This window comes from Fretibacterium fastidiosum, from assembly GCF_964642095.1.
Taxonomy (GTDB): Bacteria; Synergistota; Synergistia; order Synergistales; family Aminobacteriaceae; genus Fretibacterium; species Fretibacterium fastidiosum.
In genome coordinates, this window is the sequence record NZ_OZ209244.1 from 921,480 (window position 1) to 940,655 (window position 19,176).

General features: G+C 63.0%; 19 protein-coding genes. 12 read left to right on the forward strand and 7 right to left on the reverse strand.

Annotated features, from left to right (window positions below):
* Positions 1–101: 101 nt before the first annotated feature.
* Positions 102–884, reverse strand: coding sequence for an IS21-like element helper ATPase IstB (istB, locus tag ACK28C_RS04120; protein WP_409151923.1), 783 nt, complete (start codon positions 882–884; stop codon positions 102–104).
* On the reverse strand, positions 881–2,188 hold the full coding sequence (istA, locus tag ACK28C_RS04125) for an IS21 family transposase (protein ID WP_409151924.1): 1,308 nt from the start codon (positions 2,186–2,188) through the stop codon (positions 881–883). The genes istB (ACK28C_RS04120) and istA (ACK28C_RS04125) overlap by 4 nt, the downstream gene beginning before the upstream one ends.
* A gap of 213 nt (positions 2,189–2,401) precedes the next feature.
* Here istA (ACK28C_RS04125) and ACK28C_RS04130 point away from each other — a divergent pair, with 213 nt between their 5' ends.
* Positions 2,402–3,115 carry a helix-turn-helix domain-containing protein gene (locus tag ACK28C_RS04130; RefSeq protein WP_409152482.1) on the forward strand — a complete coding sequence of 238 codons (714 nt, stop codon included), beginning with the start codon at positions 2,402–2,404 and terminating at the stop codon, positions 3,113–3,115.
* A gap of 183 nt (positions 3,116–3,298) precedes the next feature.
* On the opposite strand, the gene ACK28C_RS04135 is transcribed toward ACK28C_RS04130, so the two are convergent.
* A complete protein-coding gene (locus ACK28C_RS04135; RefSeq protein ID WP_409152483.1) occupies positions 3,299–4,864 on the reverse strand; it encodes an AAA family ATPase in 1,566 nt (521 codons plus the stop codon).
* A gap of 881 nt (positions 4,865–5,745) precedes the next feature.
* Here ACK28C_RS04135 and infC point away from each other — a divergent pair.
* The 10 genes from infC to istB (ACK28C_RS04185) all read left to right on the forward strand — a co-directional run bounded on the left by infC (position 5,746) and on the right by istB (ACK28C_RS04185) (position 15,299).
* Positions 5,746–6,348, forward strand: a complete 603-nt coding sequence (gene infC, locus ACK28C_RS04140; protein ID WP_243440657.1) for a translation initiation factor IF-3 — start codon at positions 5,746–5,748, stop codon at positions 6,346–6,348.
* Between the two features lie 66 nt (positions 6,349–6,414).
* Positions 6,415–6,615, forward strand: coding sequence for a 50S ribosomal protein L35 (gene rpmI, locus ACK28C_RS04145; protein WP_015556949.1), 201 nt, complete (start codon positions 6,415–6,417; stop codon positions 6,613–6,615).
* 43 nt (positions 6,616–6,658) lie between these two features.
* Positions 6,659–7,012: a 50S ribosomal protein L20 gene (rplT, locus tag ACK28C_RS04150; RefSeq protein ID WP_015556948.1), complete on the forward strand. Its 354-nt coding sequence runs from the start codon at positions 6,659–6,661 to the stop codon at positions 7,010–7,012.
* A gap of 142 nt (positions 7,013–7,154) precedes the next feature.
* A complete protein-coding gene (gene pheS / locus ACK28C_RS04155; protein ID WP_341523988.1) occupies positions 7,155–8,198 on the forward strand; it encodes a phenylalanine--tRNA ligase subunit alpha in 1,044 nt (347 codons plus the stop codon).
* Complete coding sequence (gene pheT / locus ACK28C_RS04160) at positions 8,198–10,627, forward strand: phenylalanine--tRNA ligase subunit beta (RefSeq protein WP_409152484.1); 2,430 nt, start codon at positions 8,198–8,200, stop codon at positions 10,625–10,627. Before pheS ends, pheT begins: the two co-directional genes overlap by 1 nt.
* A 70-nt stretch (positions 10,628–10,697) precedes the next feature.
* On the forward strand, positions 10,698–10,982 hold the full coding sequence (locus ACK28C_RS04165) for a hypothetical protein (RefSeq protein ID WP_015556947.1): 285 nt from the start codon (positions 10,698–10,700) through the stop codon (positions 10,980–10,982).
* 5 nt (positions 10,983–10,987) lie between these two features.
* Complete coding sequence (locus ACK28C_RS04170) at positions 10,988–11,335, forward strand: hypothetical protein (RefSeq protein WP_208873667.1); 348 nt, start codon at positions 10,988–10,990, stop codon at positions 11,333–11,335.
* 90 nt (positions 11,336–11,425) lie between these two features.
* Positions 11,426–12,958, forward strand: coding sequence for a sodium:solute symporter (locus ACK28C_RS04175; protein WP_409152485.1), 1,533 nt, complete (start codon positions 11,426–11,428; stop codon positions 12,956–12,958).
* Positions 12,959–13,212: 254 nt separating this feature from the next.
* Positions 13,213–14,520 (forward strand): IS21 family transposase, encoded by a 1,308-nt coding sequence (istA, locus tag ACK28C_RS04180; protein ID WP_409152486.1) that lies wholly within the window; start codon positions 13,213–13,215, stop codon positions 14,518–14,520.
* On the forward strand, positions 14,517–15,299 hold the full coding sequence (istB, locus tag ACK28C_RS04185; RefSeq protein WP_409152487.1) for an IS21-like element helper ATPase IstB: 783 nt from the start codon (positions 14,517–14,519) through the stop codon (positions 15,297–15,299). Before istA (ACK28C_RS04180) ends, istB (ACK28C_RS04185) begins: the two co-directional genes overlap by 4 nt.
* Positions 15,300–15,914: 615 nt before the next feature.
* On the opposite strand, the gene ACK28C_RS04190 is transcribed toward istB (ACK28C_RS04185), so the two are convergent.
* Positions 15,915–16,307 carry a pyridoxamine 5'-phosphate oxidase family protein gene (locus ACK28C_RS04190; RefSeq protein ID WP_015556944.1) on the reverse strand — a complete coding sequence of 131 codons (393 nt, stop codon included), beginning with the start codon at positions 16,305–16,307 and terminating at the stop codon, positions 15,915–15,917.
* 218 nt (positions 16,308–16,525) lie between these two features.
* Between ACK28C_RS04190 and ACK28C_RS04195 the strand changes: the two genes are divergently transcribed.
* A complete protein-coding gene (locus ACK28C_RS04195; RefSeq protein WP_015556943.1) occupies positions 16,526–16,921 on the forward strand; it encodes a helix-turn-helix domain-containing protein in 396 nt (131 codons plus the stop codon).
* A gap of 79 nt (positions 16,922–17,000) precedes the next feature.
* Here ACK28C_RS04195 and ACK28C_RS04200 read toward each other — a convergent pair whose 3' ends face one another.
* The 3 genes from ACK28C_RS04200 to ACK28C_RS04210 are packed head-to-tail and all read right to left on the reverse strand — an operon-like array spanning position 17,001 to position 19,175.
* On the reverse strand, positions 17,001–17,534 hold the full coding sequence (locus ACK28C_RS04200; RefSeq protein WP_409152488.1) for a type II secretion system protein: 534 nt from the start codon (positions 17,532–17,534) through the stop codon (positions 17,001–17,003).
* Entirely contained in the window at positions 17,527–17,967 is a 441-nt protein-coding gene (gspG, locus tag ACK28C_RS04205) for a type II secretion system major pseudopilin GspG (protein ID WP_015556941.1), read from the reverse strand. Before gspG ends, ACK28C_RS04200 begins: the two co-directional genes overlap by 8 nt.
* Before the next feature lie 59 nt (positions 17,968–18,026).
* Positions 18,027–19,175, reverse strand: a complete 1,149-nt coding sequence (locus ACK28C_RS04210) for a type II secretion system F family protein (RefSeq protein WP_015556940.1) — start codon at positions 19,173–19,175, stop codon at positions 18,027–18,029.
* Between the last annotated feature and the right edge of the window lies 1 nt (position 19,176).

Consider the following 19,176-nt stretch of genomic DNA (forward strand, 5'->3'; position numbering starts at 1 on the left):
TTCGCTATGTGTTTCCGAGGCAGCACTCCAAGATTGGTGTCAAGCGACATGCAAAATTGACCCATGGGCGACATCGAAAACTGACCCCCCTTGAGCCCTGTTCATTGTCCTGCGATATCCTGCTCCTTTCGCATTAAGCCCGAACGGCGCTTTTCAAGCAGCCGATAACTGTCCCCCCGAAGCGTCACCACCGTCGAGTGGTGCAGCAGGCGGTCTAAAGTTGCAGTGGCCACGACGTTGTCTCCAAACACGTCCCCCCATTCCGATACGCTCCGGTTACTCGTCAGAAGAAGGCTGCCCCTCTCGTATCTCCTGGACACAAGCTGAAAAAACAGGTGCGCGCTTTCGCGCTCAAGGGGAAGGTAACCCAGCTCGTCTACTATCAGCAGCTTCGGCTTGCTGAAAAAGGACAACCGCTCCTCAAGACGAAGCTCATTCTTGCTCTTGCTCAGACTCGTCAGCAAGGCAACCGCCGTGGTGAACAGAACCGAGTAGCCCCGCTCTATCGACGCTCTGCCCAGAGCTATAGCCAGATGCGTTTTACCCACTCCGGGCGGTCCCAGAAAAAGCAAACTGTCCCCATTCGCCACCCACCGACAGTGACTCAGCTCCTCAAGCTGACGACGGTCCGCTGAACTCGATCCCCAATCGAAACCATCAAGCGTCCTCACACACGGGAAGTGGGCGATCCTCAGCCCCATCTGGATTCGACGGATGTCCTTATGCCGCGCCTCCTCGCAGCAAAGACGGTACAAAACCTCGCGGTAGCTCAGCCCCTCCTTGGACGCTGCGTCCAACAAAGTATCCAGATTCTCTCGAATGCCAGTCAGCTTCAGACGACCCAGCAGACTCATGAAATGCTCCTCGTCAATAACCTTGCTCATGACGCCTGCACTGCTTCTTCGTACTCACTCAGCGGACGGCTCAAGGAATCTGTCGTGACCACGCGCAAAGAGGAGCTTTCCCCCTCCCCACCACAATACATAATTCCTCTAAGGTGCTCCTTGTCCGTGCTCTTCTGGTGCGTGCCGGGCTGCAGGACATGCCGCGCCAACTCCGTACCGTCAGACTGGTAAATCACGACCTCCGCTTCTGTAACCTGCACCTGGACACGTTTGCCGATGGCCGACCACGGCACACTGTAACGGTTCGTGTCCACAACCACATGGGCGTCCGAGGGCACCTTCCTCACATACTCCCGGACCTGGACAAACGGGGCTCTGCCATGAGCGGGCCGGAGCGCTGCTCTCTCCGTCGACTCAAAACGGCACAACGGCGTGTCCGAGGCATCTGTCAACACCCGCCCGTCCGACTCCGTACGAAGCCAGTTCGCAATATGCCGTTCCATATCCGACCAGCTTGAGAACTCCCGACCCGCGATGCAGTTCCGCTTCACGTAACGGACCCCGTTCTCCACCTTTCCCTTCGTGCGGGCCCGGAAGGGCGCGCAAGCCCGTGGGGTGAAGCCCCAATAATCTGCAAACGCTTTGAACTTCTCGTTCAGCAAAAGCTCTCGTGTCCTGGGGTTGTGCTCTGTGACCAAAGCCCGGGGATTGTCCGTCAAAACCTCCGCAGGAACTCCTCCAAAATACGCAAAGGAATCCTCCATCCCCTGAAACCAAGCCTGTTGGTTCTCATGCTCGAAGGCTTTAACGTAGAGACGACGGGAGTACCCAAGCTTCGAGACAAAAAAGTACACCTTGACCTCAGTCCCCCCTATCAGGACTCTCTTCTCTCCAAAGTCTATCTGCATTTGATGGCCTGGGGGCGTCTCAAAGCGAACGGTTGCTAAAGCCTCCCGGCCTAAAACCTCACGATGCGCCTGCACTGCACGCTCTACCGTACGCAGCGAAACGGCTATCCCCTTCTCCGACTCCAACTCCTGCCGGATAACGTCGGCATTACCGCCGTGCTGAAAAAATTTCTCGTGGAGCCAGTCCTCGTGACCCCGAAGGGCTCCCTGAAAAACACGCTTGTCCGTAAGGTTGTACTTCACAACTCCGCCGTTGCGGAGGTATTTACGAACCGTAACCCGGCTCATGGAGAACTCCCTCGATAATTTGTGGATGCTCCATCCCTGAGAATGAAGCCGCAGCATGGCTGAAACTTCGTCCTGATGTTTGATAGCTCCCTCACCTGCCAACTGTAGGGTTGTTCCACTCAACAGTTTGGCAGAACGCTGAACCATACAAAACCCCTCCCCTCATCTTTCCTCTGAGGGTGGGTCAGTTTCCTCTGTCGCCTATGGGTCAGTTTATACTGTCGCCTGACAATTGGCTTCTGGGGCGATCTGCACGGCTTTTCCGCAGCGGACGCAGACTTTACCTATCCGCAGGATACGATCATCCGCAGCCAGTTCCGTCAGCGGTATGTGGGGATCGGTCTGAGTAAGCAGGGCTCGGTGGAAGCCTACACGCAGAGGGATCAGACGATTCACTTCGGTGCGGGTATCAACTGCTTTGTCTTTGATTCGCCCGTCCCATTTTTTATGAAAGTTCCCGGAGGGCAACGGCTGCGGTTTCAAGGGCTGTATTTTCAGGAAGCGTTTTTCACGGAGAACAGCGTTCCGCTCTATGACAGCTTCTGGCGGGATGCAAAAAACACGATTCATGGTGCAGACCTTCATGCGCCGGAGCTGGTGTCCATCTATCGCCGCATCGAGCAATGCTGCTTGACAGGACTTGCTTTTGATACATGGCTGAGAGGATTGGGACTGGAGGCTGCGGGCTATCTGATCGAACTTGTGCAGCAGCTATCCTCGCAGACGCCGGTCTATCTCGACGAGAATGAGATCCACGCGGTGGAAAAGGCAAAGGCTATCCTGCAAGCCAGCCTGGAGCACCCACCTGCCGTTATTGACCTTTGCAGGAAGGTTGGCGTCAACAAGAACAAGCTGCAAAAGGGCTTCCGGCTGACCGAGGGGAAAAGCGTTGCGGAATACGTCCGCACCCTGCGCATGAAACGCGCCCTTGATCTGCTGGGGGACGATACCCTCTCCATCCAGGAGGTGGCGAAGGAGGTTGGCTATAACGGCATCAGCAATTTCTATGCGGTTTTCCGGCAGACCTTCGGGGACACGCCCGCCGTGATACAAAAGCTGCTGGGGATGAAGTGATTTTTGCAGGTTTGGATTTGCAATCCAAAGGCAACGGTCAGCGGCTCGAATGCTCGCAGCGGTTCAGGATCATGTCGGTTTCCAAACCCAGCTCTTCCCATTCGCGCAGAAGCAGGTGTTTGAGCCTTCGGATGCGGAATGAGCCGGCCTCTCGAGAGATTTTTCCCCTTTCGTCTGCCCCTCCTACAAGCAGACGAGCGCCGTGTGTTTTTTTGCGTCGACGACGATGACCGCGGTCGTCACGGCGCGGCCCTCTCCGTCGTAGGGTTTTGCATAGCCCTTCTCCTCGATCTGCTTCCGACCCTCGTCCCGAAGCCTCGCGATCTCGCCCGCGCTCCGCGCCAGCTTGAACTCCAGCACCACTGCGCGGTTTGGGAAAAGGACCAGGACATCGCTTCGCCCCCGGTTCGTGGGGACCTCCCCGTGGGCCGTGATGCCCGCCCCACGCAGGAGCATCAAAAACAGAGATCGGTACAGGGACTCGTTCCGCCGGGTGAAATCCTGGTAGGGGATGCCGGCCAGCGCGGTGTTGTACAGCCTGACCGCCCCCTCGATATCCCCGTCCTTCAGCGCGCGCCAGAGGTTCGAGCCAAGGGCCGTGAAGCCCTCCACACGATAGACGTTATCCAGGTACAGGCGCGAGATCGAGTTCAGTACCTCGCGGTTGGGATAGTCCAGCGTCAGCTCCTGCTCCTCTGCGGATTCGATGGTCAGGTAGCCCGCCTGGTAGAGGAAGCTCTCCGGCCTGGCCCGCTCGATCTCCTGGCTGTCCGCGAAGTCGGCGGAAACGCTTTTGTGCCGATAGACCTCCGGGTCATCGATCCCGTGGCTGCGCAGATAAGAGAGGATGAACGTAGGGGAGCCCGAGTGATACCAGTAGTTTTTGAACTCCCTGTCGGCCAGGAAGTTGAGGATGGAGAAGGGGTTGTAGAGGCGGGTCGCGCCGTCGAAGCAGAAGCCGTCGTAGTAGTCCTTCATCCGCGTCAGGAGCTCCTGGCGGGAGAGGCTCATCTTGCCGGCCGCGTGGTCAATCCAGTCCGCGAAGTCCCACTCAAGCTCCTCCTGCGTGTAGCCAACGACGTCGCCAAACTCCTCCACCATGGAGATGTCCCGCAGGTTGTTCATGGCGGAGAAGACGCCGGTCTTGGTGAACTTGGAGATGCCGGTCAGCATGACGAAGCGGAGGTACTCGTCGCAGCCCTTGAGCACGGTGTAGAAACCACGGAGCGCCTCGCGCATGGCCTCCGCCGCCTCCAGGTTCCCGATCTTGTCCAGGATGGGCTTGTCGTACTCGTCGATCAGCACGACGACAGGGCCGCCCTGCTTGTAGAGGGCGCGGATAAGCTCTTGAAACTTATCGCTGGGCTGCTGACTGGAGAGCGTCACGCCTGCATCTTCGGCCCTCCAGGTCAACGTGCTGTTAAGGGACTCTTCAAACTGAGCGACGTCCCTGACGTTCATCATGCTCATGTCGAGCCGCAGCACGGGCGCGGGGTGTTTCGCCTGCTCTGCGGCCCACGCCTCGGCGGCCAGGCCACGGAACAGATCGACCTTCCCCCGGAACATCGCGTCGAGCGTCGAGAGGGTCAGCGACTTGCCGAACCGCCGGGGGCGGGACAGGAAGTACCGTCTTCCGCTTGAGATGACTTTCTGCAGCCGATGGGTCTTGTCCACATAGAGAAGCCCCTCCTGGCGCAGCATCTCGAAGCTCTGGATGCCTATGGGCAGAGTCTGAAGTTTTTCGCTCATAATCCCGTCACCTCGCTTCGATTGGTCTTTTTATGACTCTATTCTAGCAGAAGTGGAAAGGGCGTGTGAGGAGCTCGATGCACACGGCGCCTCCTGCAGGCTTGGGAGGCGCTGGCGTTTGATATTTAAGGGGTTTCGGACGAGGAAGGCAGCCCGTCTTTAAGGAAACACTGATTAAGTCGCTAGGAACTGTCACCCGTATTGGCTCCCTTCAGTGCCAGAAACTTCATCAGGCCGCGCGAAGCGCGTGGGGATTGGGACTGACGGCCCGTGAGCAAGGGCGAACGGCAGCCGGAAGGCTCCCCGAAGGGAGGGCGTAGCCCCATTTTCAAATTTTAAGAAGCGCTGAAGGATACCCTTCGTTTGATGCTCCTTGATCGCTTTCAACAACTTTTGAAGATTAATCAGCTCTTCCTTAAACTTTTCCTCTGCCTGGCCCTTTACTTTGCCCGCGCTTTGCGTTCCCGTGGATTTGGGTGGGCCCCAAATCCACAGGTTGCGATGGCTTTATCGGCGCTCAAGCCCGTCGTTGTACAGGTTAAGCCGATACTGACCTTTCACCCGTCAGGTGCAGCAGAAAATGTGCAAAACCGGTTTCCGACGCACGTTAAAAACTTTGCCTGTGGTTTGGGGTGGGCCGCTCCCCCTTGTCCTTTGGCGCGGACTGTGCTATAGTTTCAGAATAAATTTCGTGCGAAGCAGAGGTTGGCCCCTCTCGCCTGTTCGGCGTCCGCCCGGCGGACCGCTGTCGGGCTACGATGAACGCTTTTCAACCGGCGCGGGCCGGAGGCGAGTTTCAACGGGGGATGGGCTGACGCTTGTCCCCCGTTTTTTTACGGGCTGCGGCGGACGGAACGATCACAATGGAGGTGAGGCTTATATTGCCCAGAACGGATGAGGACGCGCCGCGTGTCAACGAGGAGATCACAGCGCCGAACGTGCTGCTGATAGACGAGAACGGGGTCAAGGTTGGCCAGACGGACACTCGTGAGGCCATGCGTATGGCCGAGGAGAAGATGCTGGACCTGGTGGAGGTGGCCCCGCAGGCGAAGCCGCCCGTGTGCCGTATCATGGACTACGGCAAGTATCGCTACCAGCTGCAGAAGAAGGAGAAGGACGCGAGGAAGAAGCAGAAGGTCCAGGCTCTGAAGGAGATCAAGATGCGCCCCAAGATCGACGAGCACGACTTCGACTTCAAGATGAAGGCCATCCAGAACTTCCTTGCGGGGGGCCATCGTGTCAAGGTCTCCGTGTTCTTCCGAGGGCGCGAGATGGCCTTTCTCAACCGCGGTGAGGACGTCTTGAACCGGGTCATTGCGGAGTGCGGTGAACTGGGCAAGTGTGAGGACTCCCCCAAGATGGAGGGGCGCTACATGCGCATCCTGGTGACGCCCACGCCCCAGGCTTCGGCCAGGGCGAGCGCCAGGGATGCCGCGGAGGCAAAGAAGCCCTCTCCTGAGCCGGCCGAAGCCGCCGAGGCCTGAGCGCCGGCCGCCGAAAGGCGCGCGCCACGGCCTTAAGACAGTCATACGAGTGAGGAGAATGTTCTGATGCCTAAGATGAAACTGAAGTCGCACTCCGGTGCGAAGAAGCGCTTTTTCCGCACGGCGAGCGGCAAGCTGGCCTATCGTAAGTGCGGCCGCTCCCACATCATGGTCCACAAGGGAGCCAAGCGTATGCGCACCCTGCGCAAGACGGGCTACGTCACGGAAACGCTGATGGAGCAGATGAACCACCTGCTCCCCTACTAGGGATGTCCCGCCGTTCTGGTCCGTTTGAAAGGATTGATGACAAATGCGCGTTAAGGGTGCGTCGATCAGCAACAAGAAGAGGAAGAAGCTTTTTACCGTCACGAAGGGGTATTGGGGCCAGCACAAGCACGCCTACCGCCGCGCGCGGGAGGCCTACCTTGCCGCCCTGTCCCGCGCCTACAACGACCGCAAGCGCAAGAAGCGCGACTACCGCCGCCTGTGGATCACCCGCATCAGCGCCGCCGTCCGCTCCGAGGGCATGAGCTACAGCGTCTTCATGAACGGCCTGAAGCGGGCCGGGGTCGCCATGAACCGCAAGATGCTGTCCGAGCTGGCCATTCACGACATGGAGGCCTTCCGCTCCCTCGTGGGGCAGGCAAAGTCCGCCCTCAGGTAGGCCGTCGCCACGGCCTGGGGCGATCGCGGCCCCGACTTTTTTTGAAGGCTGTCCCTGGGGTTCCCCGTCGCAGGCACGACGGGGGCCCTTTTCGTTTTGTGCCGTCCCACGCGGCCGGCGTTCCGGAAGAGGCTGAGACATTGTGAACGACGAATTGATGAAGGGTATGCAGGAGGTGCGCGCCTCCTTTGAACGGGCGCTGGCCGACGCCGCCACGACGGAGGCGCTCGAGGAGGTCCGCGTGCGCTGCATGGGCAAGAAGGGCGCCCTGACGGCGCTCCTGCGCTCCCTGGGCAGGCTTTCCGCGGAGGAGAGGCCCGCGGCGGGACAGGACCTGAACGCCCTGCGCGACGAGATGGAGGAGAAGCTCTCCTCCCGCAGGCGCCAGCTGCGCGACGCGGAGAACGAGGCGCGGGAGGCGGGAGAACGCATCGACGTGACGCTGCCCTCCCGCGGCCGCCCGGCGGGGGCGTTCCACCCCGTGCTCCAGACCCTGCACGAGCTGGCGGAGATCATGGTGGGCCTGGGCTACTCCGTGGCCCTGGGGCCGGAAAAGGAGGAGGAGCACTACAACTTCGACTGTCTGAACATGCCCTCCTGGCACCCGGCCCGTGACATGCAGGACACGTTCTACTTCCCGGACGGCACGCTGCTGCGCACCCACACCTCGCCCGTCCAGGTGCGGTCCATGCTGAAGTACGGCGCCCCCCTTCGCATCGTCTGCCCCGGCAAGGTCTACCGTCGGGACAACGACCCGACCCACTCCCCCATGTTCAACCAGATGGAGGGCCTCCTGATCGACCGGGATGTCTCCTTCGCCGTCCTGAAGGGGACGATCGGAGCGGCGGTGAACGCCTTCTTCGGCCGCACGCTGAAGAACCGCTTCCGCGCCAGCTACTTCCCCTTCACCGAGCCCTCGATGGAGCTCGACATCGAGTGCGTGGTGTGCGGCGGCCGCGACCCCCGCTGCCGCGTGTGCAAGGGCACGGGCTGGCTCGAGGCCGGCGGCATGGGCATGGTCCACCCGGAGGTGGTGCGGGCCGGAGGCATCGACCCGGACCGCTACAACGGCTTCGCCTTCGGCCTGGGGCTGGACCGCATGGCCATGCTGAAGTACGGCATCGGCGACCTGCGCCTGCTCTTTGACGGCAACGTCTCGTATTTCCTGTCGGGGAGGGATGCCTGATGCTCATATCCTGGGAACTGTTGAAGGACTTTATCGACGTCGGCGTCTCGCCGGAGGAGGCCGCGGAGCGCCTGACGCTCTCCGGCGCGGAGGTCGAGGGCCTGCGGCGCACGGCGGGGGCCATGAGGGGTGTCGTGACGGCGCGAATCGCCTCCCTCGCGAAGCACCCGACTCAGGACCGCCTCGCGGTCGCCCGTCTGGACGCCGGCGATAGACGGAACCCCCTCTGCATCACAAGCGCAGTGAACATGAAGCAGGGGGACCTGGTGTTCTACGCGCCCCCCGGCTCCGTCCTGCCCGACGGCACGGAGCTCGGCATGCGCGACTTCTTCGGCGTGGACAGCGCGGGGATGATGCTCTCCGCCGAGGAGCTGGGCCTGCCGGACGTGGACTCCCCCGACGGGCTCCTGATCCTGCCCCCGGACACCCCAGCAGGCGTCCCGGCGGAGGCCCTCTACCACCTGGGGGATACGGTGCTCGACGTCTCCGTCACCCCGAACCGCGGCGACCTCCTGAGCCTCCTCGGTCTGGCCAGGGAGCTGAAGGGGCTCTTCCCCGACGCGACGCTCAGGACGCCCGCCTGGATGGCGCCCCTGAAGCAGGAGGAGGACTGGACGGAGCGGTTCGGCGCTATCTCCCTGCCGGACCGGGGTTGCCTGTGCTACCGCCTGGGGCTGGCCACGGGCGCCAAGATCGGGCCGTCGCCCCTGACGGCGCGGATCGACCTGAGCCACATGGGCATGAGGCCGCTCACCAACGCTGTGGACGCCACGAACTACGTCATGCTGGCGCTGGGACAGCCCCTCCACGCCTTCGACCTCAACACGCTGCCGGAGCGGGAGATCACGGTGCGCGCCGCCCGCGAGGGTGAGCGCATGACGACCCTGGACGACAAGGAGCGCCTCCTGACGGAGCGCGACATGCTCATCACGAGCGGCGGGACCCCCATCGCGCTGGCCGGCGTGATGGGAGGAAAGCAGACCGGCATCGCTGAGGACACCCGAACGATCGTGGTGGAGAGCGCCTGCTTCTCCCCCGTGCGGGTGGGACACACGGCCCGTCGCCTCGGCATCACCTCGGAGGCTGCCTTCCGCTTCTCCCGAACGGTGGACCCCACCCTCTCCGGAACGGCTCTATCCGCGGCGCTTTCCCTCCTGCGCGACTGGTGCGGAGCGGACGTGAGCTGCCGTCCGCTGTCCGCCGAAAACGCCCTCCCGACCCCGAAGCCCGTGACCCTGACGCGGCGCAAGCTCTCCGTCTACCTGTCCTTCGACGACATGGACGGGGCTCAGAGGATCCTCGAGGGCTTCGGCATCGCGCGCCACGGCGGGACGGAGGACGCCCGGACCTTCCTGCCCCCAAGCTGGAGGCCGGACGTCGCCATCGAGGAGGACCTCATCGAGGAGGTCGGCCGATTCCGGGGCTACAACGACGAGCCGGGCCGCCTGCCGGGCGAGATGCCCGTCCGCGCGGAGGTGGGCTCTCCCACCAGCCTGGCCGCCGCCCTGCGCAGCGCCCTCGTGGCGCGCGGCTACACCGAGGTCATGACCTACAGCTTCCTGCCCGATGACTTTCCGGCCCGGCTGCACCTGCCGGACGAGGACCTGCGGGCGCACCCATTGACGCTGGCCAACCCGATCAGCCGCGACCAGATCGCCATGCGCACTACCCTCGTGCCGGGGCTGCTCATGGGGCTTCGGACGACCCTGGCCTCCGGCTGGCGCGGCGCGGTGCGGACGTTCGAGCAGGGGCGCGCCTTCCTGAGGACCGCGCCCGACGCGGCGGAACACGTGGAGATCGACCGCGTGGCGGGCCTGGCCTTCAACGGCACGGACCCCCGCACGCCCTGGAAGGGGCAGGAGGAGGACTTCTACAGCGTCCGTGCGGACGTCGAGGCGCTGCTCCTGGGGCGGGGGCTCACGCCGCGCTTCGTGCCGGGCAAAGAGCCCTTCGCCCACTCCGGGCAGACGGCCGAGGTGCGGGCCGTCACGCCGGAGGGGGAGAAGCGGATCGGCTGGCTGGCCCGCCTGAAACCGGCCCTGGAACAGGAGCTGGACGTGACGGGGCCGGTCTGTCTCTTCGAGCTGGACCTTGCACCCCTCGAGGAGCTGCGCAAGCCGAGCTACAGGCCCGGTAGCCCCTTCCCCGCCTCCCTGCGCGACATCTCCATGTTCGTGCCGGCGGGCCGCGACCAGGACGAGGTGGCTGCGGACGTCCGCGGGGCTGCCCACGAGGCGGGGGGCAACATCCTGGAGACGCTTCGCCTCTTCGACGTCTACGCGGGGAAGGGCGTGCCCGACGGCTTCGTCAGCATGGCCTACTCGCTGAACTACCGCGCCCCCGACCGTACCCTGAAGGACGAGGAAGTGGAGTCCATCCACCGAAAGGTGCGGGACGCCCTGACACGGAAAGGGTACAATATACGGTAAGTCATCCCGGCCCTGTCGGGCCTCCGGCCCGGCAGGGCCGTCCCGTGCGGCAGAGGAGTTGTGATAACGGATGGAACTGAAGAGCATCGAGAACCTTGTGGATCGCCTCGCGGAGCGGATCGAAACGCTGATCGAGGAGCGGGACGACCTGCGGCGCGAGGTGGACCGCCTCAATGCCTGCGTCGCCGAGCGCGACGAGGAGTGCGTCCGCGTCCGCCAGGAGATGGCGCGGACCATCGAGGAGGCGGCGGACGAGTCCGCGCACGTGGAGCGCAGCGGCACGGAGATCGAGGCGAAGCTCCAGACCCTGAACGACCGCCTCATCGAACTCGTGATGGAACAGCAGCGGGGCTGACGGTCGTGAAGGCGCCAAGGAACGTGCCCCTGACCGTCGGAAAGAGGACCTATACCATCAAGACCCCGCTGGACGACGCGGCGCTCTCCCGCGTGCAGGCCCTGCTCCGCGACGCCTGCGGAGACCCAGCCCGCGGGACGGGTCAGGAGGAACTGATGCTCCTGGCCTGCCTGAAGCTCGCCTACTCCCTGGACACGCTGACGGAGCGCCTGGAGGTGCTGGCGGACCGCCTCTCCGATGCGGAGGGCCTCCGGAAGGCGCCCTCCGTCTCCGGGGCCTCCGGGAGGGCCACGGACGAAGGGGAGGAAGCCAGCGAAGAGGACCGCAAGAGCGGATTTCCTGCGCCGCGATGACCGCGAAGGGCGACGGTCCGGCGGGGGAGCGCGGGCTGCAGGGCAGCGCGTCATTTCAGGGCCGCCGGTGCGGCAGAGGGGATTGATTTCATGGAATTTCAGATGGGGCTGGGGATCGTATTGGTGCTGGCGTTGATCGTCGGCGTGGGGCTCTGGTCGGGCAGGAGGGTGAAGAGCAAGGCGGACTTCCTGACCGGCGGTGGCCAGGCGGGGCCCGCTCTGGTCTGTGGCGCGCTGATGGGGAGCCTCGTCAGCGCCCAGTCCACGATCGGCTCCGCGCAGATGGCCTTTTACTACGGCCTGACGGCCTGGTGGTTCACCCTGGGTTCGGGGCTGGGCTGTCTCCTCATGGCCCTGGGCTACGTCCGCGCCCTCCGGGCCAGCGGCTGCGTGACGGAGCTGCAGGTCATCTCGAAGGAGTACGGCGGAGCGGCGGAGAGCGTCGGAGCCGTGCTGAGCGCCCTGGGCATCTTCATCACCGTGCTGTCTCAGATCATCGCCTGCATCGGGCTCTTCACGATCCTGTTCCCCAACCTCTCCATAGCGTGGGCCGCAGTCCTGACCGTGGCCGTGATGGGCTGTTATGTCGTGTTCGGCGGCGCCTGGGGGGCGGGCATGGGCGGCGTGGTGAAGGTGGCCCTGCTCTACCTGGCCTTTATGGCCGGCATCGTGCTGGTGCTGCGCTGCGAGGGCGGGCTTCCGGGGCTGGCGGAGACGCTCTCGAACCTCCTGGCGGGCACCCCCCTGGGGATGGTCCAGCGCGCCGCCGCCAACGTGCCCAACGTAGCGGACGGAGGGGACCTGGCACAACGCTTCGCCAGCCTCACCGCCCGGGGGCTCCCCACGGACATGGGCTCCTGCCTGTCCCTCATCGTGGGGGTCCTCTCCACCCAGACCTACGCACAGGCCGTCTGGAGCGCCAAAACGGACGCGGCGGCGCGCAGGGGCGTGCTGATCAGCGCCCTCCTGATCCCCATCCTCGGAGCCGCGGGCATCCTCATGGGGCTCTCGGTGCGCGCCCACTACATCACTCAGGCGGAGGCGGAGGCGCTCGCCGCCGCGGGACAGGCCATCCCTGACCTTCCGGTCCTGGCCAGCACGCTGCACGTGCTGCCGGCCTTCGCCATGGACCACATGCCGCCGCTGATGGCCGGCGCCGTGCTGGGGACGCTCCTGATCACGGTGATCGGCGGCGGGGCGGGGCTGTCGCTGGGCATGGCCACCATCCTGGTGGAGGACCTGTACCGGCGCGCCACGAAGCGCATCGACACCGCCTCGAAGGAGCTCCTGGCGACGCGCCTCACCATCGTGGGGATCCTCGCCGTCGGGGCGGCGCTGGCCGTCCTCGCCCACGACAGCAAGCTGAACGACCTGGGCTTCCTCTCCATGGGCCTGCGGGGGGCGGTGGTGTTCGCCCCCATGACCTGCGCACTGATGATGAAGGGGCGCATTCGTCCACCCTTCATCATGGCCGCGATCGTGCTCGGCCCGTCGGCGGTGGCGGCCGTCCCCCTCCTGAGCCTGCCCGTGGACCCGATCCTGAGCGGCACGGCAGTCTCCATCGCCTGCTGCCTCGCGGGGCTGATCTTCCAGCCATCCAGGGAAGTACGGGCCAGGGCCTGATCCTGGCGGAGCGCGGGGAGGAAACAGAGGCCAACGCACCCATTCTCGGAACATCGCCCCTTGCCTGTTGAAGATTTTTGCAGTAAACTGCAAAAATCTTCAACAGAAGGTGTGCTGCATGGAAATCAAAAGAGACCGTTACCTGATACCAATTCGCGTTTAAAGAAAGGTGTCAGGCGACAGTATAAACTGACCCATAGGCGACAGAGGAAACTGACCCACCCTCAGAGGAAAGATGAGGGGAGGGGTTTTGTATGGTTCAGCGTTCTGCCAAACTGTTGAGTGGAACAACCCTACAGTTGGCAGGTGAGGGAGCTATCAAACATCAGGACGAAGTTTCAGCCATGCTGCGGCTTCATTCTCAGGGATGGAGCATCCACAAATTATCGAGGGAGTTCTCCATGAGCCGGGTTACGGTTCGTAAATACCTCCGCAACGGCGGAGTTGTGAAGTACAACCTTACGGACAAGCGTGTTTTTCAGGGAGCCCTTCGGGGTCACGAGGACTGGCTCCACGAGAAATTTTTTCAGCACGGCGGTAATGCCGACGTTATCCGGCAGGAGTTGGAGTCGGAGAAGGGGATAGCCGTTTCGCTGCGTACGGTAGAGCGTGCAGTGCAGGCGCATCGTGAGGTTTTAGGCCGGGAGGCTTTAGCAACCGTTCGCTTTGAGACGCCCCCAGGCCATCAAATGCAGATAGACTTTGGAGAGAAGAGAGTCCTGATAGGGGGGACTGAGGTCAAGGTGCACTTTTTTGTCTCGAAGCTTGGGTACTCCCGTCGTCTCTACGTTAAAGCCTTCGAGCATGAGAACCAACAGGCTTGGTTTCAGGGGATGGAGGATTCCTTTGCGTATTTTGGAGGAGTTCCTGCGGAGGTTTTGACGGACAATCCCCGGGCTTTGGTCACAGAGCACAACCCCAGGACACGAGAGCTTTTGCTGAACGAGAAGTTCAAAGCGTTTGCAGATTATTGGGGCTTCACCCCACGGGCTTGCGCGCCCTTCCGGGCCCGCACGAAGGGAAAGGTGGAGAACGGGGTCCGTTACGTGAAGCGGAACTGCATCGCGGGTCGGGAGTTCTCAAGCTGGTCGGATATGGAACGGCATATTGCGAACTGGCTTCGTACGGAGTCGGACGGGCGGGTGTTGACAGATGCCTCGGACACGCCGTTGTGCCGTTTTGAGTCGACGGAGAGAGCAGCGCTCCGGCCCGCTCATGGCAGAGCCCCGTTTGTCCAGGTCCGGGAGTATGTGAGGAAGGTGCCCTCGGACGCCCATGTGGTTGTGGACACGAACCGTTACAGTGTGCCGTGGTCGGCCATCGGCAAACGTGTCCAGGTGCAGGTTACAGAAGCGGAGGTCGTGATTTACCAGTCTGACGGTACGGAGTTGGCGCGGCATGTCCTGCAGCCCGGCACGCACCAGAAGAGCACGGACAAGGAGCACCTTAGAGGAATTATGTATTGTGGTGGGGAGGGGGAAAGCTCCTCTTTGCGCGTGGTCACGACAGATTCCTTGAGCCGTCCGCTGAGTGAGTACGAAGAAGCAGTGCAGGCGTCATGAGCAAGGTTATTGACGAGGAGCATTTCATGAGTCTGCTGGGTCGTCTGAAGCTGACTGGCATTCGAGAGAATCTGGATACTTTGTTGGACGCAGCGTCCAAGGAGGGGCTGAGCTACCGCGAGGTTTTGTACCGTCTTTGCTGCGAGGAGGCGCGGCATAAGGACATCCGTCGAATCCAGATGGGGCTGAGGATCGCCCACTTCCCGTGTGTGAGGACGCTTGATGGTTTCGATTGGGGATCGAGTTCAGCGGACCGTCGTCAGCTTGAGGAGCTGAGTCACTGTCGGTGGGTGGCGAATGGGGACAGTTTGCTTTTTCTGGGACCGCCCGGAGTGGGTAAAACGCATCTGGCTATAGCTCTGGGCAGAGCGTCGATAGAGCGGGGCTACTCGGTTCTGTTCACCACGGCGGTTGCCTTGCTGGCGAGTCTGAGCAAGAGCAAGAATGAGCTTCGTCTTGAGGAGCGGTTGTCCTTTTTCAGCAAGCCGAAGCTGCTGATAGTAGACGAGCTGGGTTACCTTCCCCTTGAGCGCGAAAGCGCGCACCTGTTTTTTCAGCTTGTGTCCAGGAGATACGAGAGGGGCAGCCTTCTTCTGACGAGTAACCGGAGCGTATCGGAATGGGGGGACGTGTTTGGAGACAACGTCGTGGCCACTGCAACTTTAGACCGCCTGCTGCACCACTCGACGGTGGTGACGCTTCGGGGGGACAGTTATCGGCTGCTTGAAAAGCGCCGTTCGGGCTTAATGCGAAAGGAGCAGGATATCGCAGGACAATGAACAGGGCTCAAGGGGGGTCAGTTTTCGATGTCGCCCATGGGTCAATTTTGCATGTCGCTTGACAAAAGGCAAGAAAGGCCCCCCTGATGGAGCCCCTAAGCGACCTGCACAGCTCACTGCGTTCGCTGGCAGTTTGCTTATGCAAGGGGGGCTGCCCTGAAGGGGCTGGGTGACGGCCCGTGAGCAAGGGCGAACGGCAGCCGGAAGGCTCCCCGAAGGGGAGGGGTGTTTTTCATAAGACGCGCCTGTCTGACATTCCCCGTCAACGCCTCCACAAGGCAATCCATTGCCTTGTTTCGGCACAGCCGACCGACCGGCCGCCGCAATCCTCCCGAAAGATCGGCTTGCGTGAGGCCGGTCGTCTGGCCGAACCCCTCCGGTTCGCTGACGCGAACCACCTCCCCTTTCAGGGGAGGCAATCCATATTAAACGCGAATTGGTATGATCTTCCAGCCGAAGCACACGGGCGCCCTGACCTGATCGGTCCCCGCGCCCCAAAGCACAAACAAAGGGAGAGGGCCGATGGGGCGACGCGCCCCATCGGCCCTCTCGTACCGGCCTTCCTTCAATCCGGCCCGTCCGGGCGACGTCTCGTCCCCCGGACGAGACCGTCCGTTAGAGCTCCTTCTTGTTCTCGGCGCCCGGCGTCGTCACGATGACCTTCGCGGGCGTGATGACGAGAGCGCCCTTGGCGGTGGCCGCCCCGTTGAACATCTTTTCGACCATGGCCTTGAAGGTGTCCACGACGGCCCCCTCCGTGACGTACTCCGCAGTTCCCTTGACCTGGTAGCCCTGCAGGCTCTGCGGATCGTAAACCGATACGGCGATCCTGCCGTTCTCCCGGACGTTCTTGAGGGTGGTGTCGAGGAACACGTCGCCAACGACCAGCTTCCCGTCTTCGCTCACGTCCTTGAACGCCACCGGAACGACGTTCGGCCCATCGGCAGAGCAGGTGGCCAGGTCCCACATGGCGCTCTTCAGCAGCTTCTTTACCTCTTCGTTCAACATCCGTATCGCCTCCACTGGGTCGTGTCTTGCACAGCGCTGCGCTCCGTTGCCTCGTTCCTCATCGCGGCTTTATTTTAGCATCGCCACTCCTTCCTTCAAAGATATAAGCAAATTTATTAGCGACTCATAAATTTAATAGCCGCTACAAATAACGAAGCGAGCGTGATATACTGAAGTTCTTCAACGAAGCCGCCGTTTGCACACGAAAAGAGGCCGTCATGTACCAGAAGAAGCTGGACCCGGACGTCCGTTGCCCCCTGGAATACGGGCTCGAGGTGTTCGGGGGGAAGTGGAAGTCCAGGGTGATCTGTGTGTTGAACGAGAAGAAGGTGCTGCGGTACAGCCAGATTCGCTCCGAGATGGCGAACATTAAGGACGCCGTGCTGGCCGGGACCCTGAAGGAGCTGATCGCCGACGACATCATCCGGCGCAAGTCCTACGACGAGATCCCGCCGAGGGTGGAGTACTCCCTCACGGAGAAGGGGCTGTCGGTCGTCCCCATCCTGCAGAGCATCTGCAGGTGGAGCGGGGTCTTGACCAGGGAGGGGGCGGAAAACCCGGACACCCTGTTCAAGCAGTGCCAGAAGTGCGATTACAACCGGCGCGCGAGGTGAAGCCCCAGGGCAGGGAGGGCAGCCGTCGGGCTTGAAGGGCGCCCTCCCCGGAAATGGCCTGACGACGGGCTCCGGGCCGTCAGCGGCCCCGCCGGGGCACCGGAGCGCAGTAGCCCGTCACCGTCAGGAGAAAGCGATCCGCTGCGCCCTCCGCCGTCCCCGGATCCGCCCAGGAGATTCGGGCCGGCGTGCAGGAGCCGTCCGTGTAGAAGTAGACGACCTCCGGCTCCATGCTCCAACCGGCGCCCGCCGGCGGGTAGGCCAGCTTCACGGGGCTCCAGGCCAACACGCCCTCCCGCGCCCGGGCCGTGCCCAGAAAGACGCCGAGGTCCCGGCTGTCCGGGGCCCGCCGAACCAGCGCCTCCACGTCGATTCGGCCGCGCCGGGAGCGTTCCTCCGGCCTCAGCACGAAGCGGATGGACACCCCGGACAGGGCCAGGTCCCCCGCCTCCTCCACGCTGCGCTGCAGCAGCGCCGCGGGGGGCTCGTAGTAAAACGAGATGCGCGGCGCCAGGACGGCGGCCATGAGCCCCACGATCGTGAGCACGATCATGATCTCGATCAGCGTGAAGCCGCGCCGCCGCACCTCCCCGAAGAGCGGGGAATCAGTCATCGTTCGTGACGTCCGCGCCCTCGCCCTCACCGCCCTCCTCGCCGTCCGGACCGGTGCTGACGATCTGGATGCGCCCGTTTCGGTTGCGATAGATGTAGGGGTTGCCCCAGGGATCGTCCGGGACCTTTTTCAAGTACCCTCCCTCGACGTAGTGCTTCGGCACGGGGGAGATGGTGGGCGCCTTCACCAGCGCGTCCAGTCCCTGCTGCGTGGAGGGGTAGAAGCCGTTGTGCATTCGGTACATCTCAAGGGCCTCCTCGAAGCTCTTGATCTGCGACCGGGCCATCGTGCGCTGGGCCTCCGCCACCTGGGGGCCGATGCGCGGCACCACCAGAGCCGCCAGAAGGCCGAGGATCACCACCACCACCATGATCTCGATCAGCGTGAAGCCGCGCCGACGGGTCATGTGTAAACCGTACTTCGTCTTGCTCATCTCACGTTCCTCCCAAAGCGCGCCCGCGCCGAATTGGCATACGGGAACGTCAATTTCAGTTACTTTACGATGCCCGCCAGGTCGAACACCGGCGTCAGTATGGCCAGGACGATGAACCCGACGGAGACGCCCAAAAGCAGCACCATCATGGGCTCCATGAGCGTCGAGAGGCGCTCCATCCGGCTCTGGGCGATCTCCCGGCACTGGCCGGAGACGTTCGAGAGCGCCTGGGACAGCTCGCCGCCCATCTCTCCCACCCGCACCACCGCCACGATCTCCTCCGGGAAGCCCGTCCTCTCCAGGGCCCTGTCGAACCGGTGCCCCGCCTTGACCATCTCCGCACAGTCCAGCCAGCGCCTGGCCCTGGGGTCCATCGAGGAGGCCATCCGCAGCGCCTGAACCAGGGGAATTCCAGAGCGCAGGAGCGTGCTGAGGTGCGACGTCACGAGCGCCAGCGTCAGCTGTTCGTTGATGCCCCGCATGAAAGGGATCGCGATCTTCTTCCCGCGCCGCTTCATCCACAGGAACAGCAGCAGGAGCCCCGCCAGGACCCAGACGCCCCAGTCGATGATGAAGGAGGACAGGCCGATCAGGATGCGGGTCGGCAGGGGCAGCGTCTGGTGCATGTCCTCGAACAGGGACGAGATCTTCGGCACCACATAGGTCAGCATGAAGGTGACGACGCCGACCCCCACCACCGCCATGACGATGGGGTACGTCATCGCCCCGCGGATCTTGCGCACCAGGCCGTCCTCCAGCTTGAACTGCTCCGCCGCCTCCGCCAGCACGGAGATGAGGGAGCCGCTCTGCTCGCCGGACTCCGCCACGCGCCACAGGCTCTCGCGGAAGGCGCCGCTCTCGGCCAGGGCCGTGTGGAACTTCCGCCCGCCCTCCACCTCCGCCAGGAGCTTCTCCAGCGCCGGCCCCATGTGCCTGTCCCGCGCCTGCTTCGCCATGATCCTCAGGGAGTCCGCCAGGGGCAGGCCGGACTTGAGGTAGGACGCCAGGCTGCGACAGAAGAAGATGTGCGCGTCGAGGGACAGGAGCTTCGGGCGTCCGCTGCGCTTCCGCTCCGCCGCCGCGACGTCCACCACCACGATGCCGCGCTCCGTCAGGCGCTCCACCGCCTGCATGGAGGAGGAGGCCTCCACCGTCCCCCTGGTCTGCTTCCCCCGCGCGTCGTAACCCGAATAGGTGAAGTAGGGCATG